Source organism: Actinosynnema sp. NPDC059335, assembly GCF_042752395.1.
Lineage (GTDB): Bacteria > Actinomycetota > Actinomycetes > Mycobacteriales > Pseudonocardiaceae > Actinosynnema.
Window position 1 is genome coordinate 1 of sequence record NZ_JBHYXZ010000265.1, and the last position, 4,523, is coordinate 4,523.

Sequence of the window (4,523 nt, forward strand, 5' to 3'; positions counted from 1 at the left end):
CCACTGTTGCGGTAGGGCTGGAAGCGCCCCCTTGACACGCGCGGTAGGGCTGCGCCAGGTCGGCGGGATGACACGGAACCCTTGTTGTGTTGTGTGGCTGGTTGGCCGGGTGTGTAGGTCAGTTGTCCTTGGTGGCCAGGCGCATCGCGGCCAGTGAGAGGCCGATCAGGACGTAGCAGCCGGCCAGGGCGGTGCTGCGCCACAGCTGTTCGGTGGGCAGCGGGTCGCGCATGACGTCGATCAGGCCGTCCCACGCGGACGTGATGAGGTACGGGTGCAGCCAGTCCAGGGCGCTGAACACGCCCAGGACGGCGAAGACGATGACGCCGGCCATCGTCGCGGCCATCACGACGAGCGGGTGCTCGGTGCAGGCGGAGATGGCCAGGGCGATCGCGGCCACGCCCCAGACCTGGACGGTGACCAGGAGGATCGTGAGGACGATCCGGCCCAGGGCCGCGCCGACGGACAGGGTGTTGCCCGAGAGGGTCAGCATCCCGTCGCCGCCGAACAGGACCACGCCGGTGACGGCGCCGACGAGGGCGATCAGGGTCACGGCGAAGAGGGTCATCGTGGCGACGCCGAACGCCTTGATGCCCAGCAGCCGCAGCCGGCCGACGGGGGAGATCATCAGGCCGCGCAGCGTGCCGTGCTGGGACTCGCCGGCCAGGCCGTCCGCCGCCCAGATCGCGCCCACGAGGGGCAGCAGGAGGGGGAGGGCCAGGAACAGCGTGAACACCGGCAGGACCAGGCCGTTGCCGGAGATGATGGCGGCCAGGCCGGGGCCTGCGGGGCCGTCGCCGTCGGCGGCGAACCACAGGCCGATGCCGGCCAGGATCGGGACCAGGCACAGCGACGCGAGTCCGATGACGGTGCGCGGGCGGCGGATGATCCAGCGCAGTTCCGAGCGCAGTTGCCGGCCCAGCGGGGCGCGGGTGGCGACCAGCGCGCTCATCGGACGCCCTCCTCGATCGTGTCCACGGCGGACAGGTTGTGCTCGGTCTCCTCGGCTTCGGTGAGCCGGGCGAACAGGTCTTCCAGGCCCGTGCGGTGGCGGCGGGCCTCGTGCACCGGGACGTTCGCCTTCACCAGTGTTTCCACGACGGCGGGGGCGGTGGCGCCGATCAGCTCGACGCGCACGCCCTCCTCGATGGGGCGCGCGGAGATCCGGGCGGCGCGCAACGCGTTCAGGGCCTCGTCCACGTTCGGTGTCACGACGAGCAGCGAGCTGCTGTCGGCGTGCAGCAGTTCGGCCAGCTCGCCCTGCGCGACGACGGTCCCCCGGTGCAGGACGGCGACGTGGGTGCAGGTCGCCTCGATCTCGCTGAGCAGGTGGGACGACACGACGACCGTGCTGCCGGCCTCGTGCAGGTCGGCGATGACCTTGCGGACCTCGCGGGTGCCGGCCGGGTCCAGGCCGTTGGTGGGCTCGTCCAGCACGATGAGCTTGCGCTTGACCAGCAGTGCGGCGGCCAGGCCGAGCCGCTGCTTCATGCCGAGCGAGTAGCCCCGGTAGCGGCGGTGCGCGGCGGCGGCGAGGCCGACCCGTTCCAGCGCGTCCTCCACGGCCTGCCGGATGTCGCCGGTGGCCAGCAGCGGCTCGAAGGCCGCCGCCCGGCGCAGGTTCTCCCGCCCCGACAGGAACGGGTGGAAGCCCGGACCCTCGACCAGCGCGCCGACGTGCGGCAACGCCTGGGCGACGCCGTCGGGCAGCGGCCGGCCCAGCAGCTCGACCTCCCCCTCGGTCGGCCGCACGAGGCCGAGCAGCATGCGGATCGTGGTGGTCTTGCCGGACCCGTTCGGGCCGAGCATCCCGAGCACCGCGCCGCTCGGCACGTCCAGGTCCACCCGGTCCACCGCGACCGTCCGCCCGTACACCTTGCGCAGCCCCCGCGTCCGGGCCGCGAGGACCGGGGTGGAGCCGGCGCCCACCGGCTCCACCCGCGCGCTGGTCGAGGTGGTCACTTGACCTGGCCGATCGCGTCCACCAGCACCTGCTCCGGCACCGCGCCCGCGGCCACCCGGCCGTCGTCGGCGATCAGCACGCCGCCGACCCGGGTGGTGATCAGCGTGCCCGAGCCCCAGGCGCCGCTCACCTTCTTGCCGACCTGGTCCAGCAGGCCCTGCACGTCGATGTCCTGCCCCTCGCCGCGGTGCTGCCACCGGCCTTCGCGGCCGTTCTGCTCCTGGCGGTCGGCGAGGCCGGCGAGGGCGTCACGCGGCACGCGGGCGGCCAGCACGACGTCCCAGCCCTCGCCCATGACCTGCGGGTTCGCCTCGGTGAACGCCTTCTCGGCGGCGGCCTTGTCCTCCGCCGACGGCTCCTGCGCCTGCGGCTCGGTCACCTTCGCGCCGGGGGGCGGGGTGAACGAGAACAGCGACGCGTCCTGCGGGCCGACGTTCAGCTCGGAGAACCCGACCTGGACGGCGGGCGCGTCCGTGCCGTTGGTGAGCACGGCCACCCGCAGCGGCACCCGCAGCTCCGAGTCGACCGCCACGCGCACCTCGCGCAGCACCGTCTTCTCGGTCGGCTTCGGCGTCAGCACCAGCTCGTACACCGGCCGGTTCGCGACCCGCGCGGTGCCGTCCACGGTGACGTCGCTGTACTGCTGGATCGCCGCCACGACCTGCCGGGACAACGTCACCGGGTCGGTCGGCGCGGCCTTCGCCTCGCCGGTCAGGTCCGGCTTGGCGTCCTGGAACGAGCCGTGCGGCAGCTTGGCCACCGTCTGCTCGGCGGAGTTCCACAGCCACCCCGTCTGCCCGTCGTCGACGAACGTGCGCTCGGAGTCGCCGCCGGGCAGCTGCACCCGGACCCGGCCCTCGCCGTCGGTCCAGATCCGCAGGCTGCTCGCGCCGTCCGACAGCTGCGGCACGCCGGCGATCGCCGGGATGCCCAGGTCGTTGTCCACGTCGACGGTGCCGCCGAACGCGGTCGGCTTCGCGTCGAGCACGGACTCGACCAGCGCCTCGGCGGTCACGTCCGGCAGCACCGGCGCGGGCCCCGCCCCGGCGGGCATCGCGAGCAGCCCCAGCCCCGTCGCGCCGGCGACCACGCCGACCGCCGCCGCCACGACGGTCACCCTTCTGCGGTTCATGTCCCCTCCTCCTGCCGGGCAGCCCCGTGCGACCCGACGACACAGACCCTCCACCGGCGGCGCTGAGACCACGCTGAGAGCGGCCCCGAGGCTGAGAGCGCACTGAGACTCCCGAGCCGATTGTCCTCCTCACGGGGCATGCTGGTGGGCGTGAGACCACGGGTGCTGGTAGTGGACGACGAGATCGGCGTGCGGCGCGCGTTGGAACGCGGCCTGTCCGCGGAGGGCATGGAAGTGGTCACCGCCGCCGACGGCCCCAACGCCCTGCGCGTGGCGCTGACCGGCGCGTTCGACGTGGTGCTGCTGGACATCATGCTGCCCGGCCTGTCCGGCTACCGGGTGCTCCAGCGGATGCGCGCCGAGGGCGTGCGCACCCCCGTGCTCATGGTGTCGGCCAAGGACGGCGAGGTCGACCAGGCCGACGGCCTCGACCTCGGCGCGGACGGCTACCTGGTGAAACCGTTCTCGTTCGTGGTGCTCGTGGCGCAGGTCCGGGCGTTGCTGCGGCGCAACTCCGCCGACCTCGGGCGACGCCGGCTCAAGCTCGGCGACCTGGTCGTGGACCGCGCGGTGCGCGAGGTGAGCTGGGCGGGCGAGCCGGTGTCGCTGTCGCCGCGCGAGTACGCGGTCCTCGACGTGCTGGCCGGGCGGGCCGGGTCGGTCGTGACGAAGGACGAGCTGCTGCGCACCGTGTGGGGCGACGAGCAGGCCGCCACTCGCAACGCGGTCGAGGTGTACGTCGGCTACCTGCGGCGCAAGCTCGACGCCATGGGCGCGGGCGAGGTCGTGCGGACCGTGCGCGGCCACGGCTACCTCGCCTCCACCCCCGACCTCGACGCGGCGATCGGGTCGGCCGGGACCCGACGCCGGTGAACCTGCGCCGGTGGTGGCCCCACCGCTGGTGGCTGCGGCGGACGCTGCGGTTCCGCATCACCGTCGTGGCGACCGGCGTGGCCCTGCTGTGCCTGCTCGCGTTCACCCTGCTCGCCCCGCGGCTCATCGGGATGGTCCAGGTCCACGCGGTGGACCTGGAGCTGGCCGAAGCCGAGGACGTCCGCGTGCTCGACACCGCGGGCAACCCGCTCGACGGCGGCCCGCGGCCCGACCTGACCCCGGCCGACATCCGGGCGCTCAAGGCCGGTGAACGGGTGCTGCGCATCGACGGCCCCAGCGCGCACCGGTGGATCGGGCGGGTCGAGTTCGCCGCCGACGGCACACCGCAACTGCACGTGGCGGGCGACACCCTGGTCGGCTACCGCGAGGCCAACCGGCTGGGCACGCGCTGGCTCGCGCTGGCCGCCGTGCTCGTCGCCGGGCTGGTGGGGATCGCGACGTGGCTGGCCGTGCGGTCGTCGCTGCGGCCCGTGGAGCGGATGCGGCTCGCCGCGGCCGAGCTGCCGCGCGGCCGGCGCCTGCCCGTGCCGGCCG

At 74.1% G+C, this 4,523-nt stretch carries 4 protein-coding genes; 1 reads left to right on the top strand and 3 read right to left on the bottom strand.

Going from position 1 to position 4,523, the window contains the following annotated elements; translation table 11 throughout:
- Positions 1 to 118 precede the first annotated feature (118 nt).
- From ACFXGA_RS39080 to ACFXGA_RS39090, 3 genes are read right to left on the bottom strand one after another with little or no spacing between them, the layout of a single operon-like run.
- Positions 119 to 952: an ABC transporter permease gene (locus tag ACFXGA_RS39080; protein ID WP_378097896.1), complete on the bottom strand. Its 834-nt coding sequence runs from the start codon at positions 950 to 952 to the stop codon at positions 119 to 121.
- Positions 949 to 1,962, bottom strand: coding sequence for an ABC transporter ATP-binding protein (locus ACFXGA_RS39085; RefSeq protein WP_378097899.1), 1,014 nt, complete (start codon positions 1,960 to 1,962; stop codon positions 949 to 951). Before ACFXGA_RS39085 ends, ACFXGA_RS39080 begins: the two co-directional genes overlap by 4 nt.
- Positions 1,959 to 3,095 carry an outer membrane lipoprotein carrier protein LolA gene (locus ACFXGA_RS39090; protein WP_378097901.1) on the bottom strand — a complete coding sequence of 379 codons (1,137 nt, stop codon included), beginning with the start codon at positions 3,093 to 3,095 and terminating at the stop codon, positions 1,959 to 1,961. The genes ACFXGA_RS39085 and ACFXGA_RS39090 overlap by 4 nt, the downstream gene beginning before the upstream one ends.
- 138 nt (positions 3,096 to 3,233) lie before the next feature.
- On the opposite strand from ACFXGA_RS39090, the gene ACFXGA_RS39095 reads away from it, so the two are divergent.
- Entirely contained in the window at positions 3,234 to 3,968 is a 735-nt protein-coding gene (locus ACFXGA_RS39095) for a response regulator transcription factor (RefSeq protein WP_378097904.1), read from the top strand.
- Positions 3,969 to 4,523: the final 555 nt, after the last annotated feature.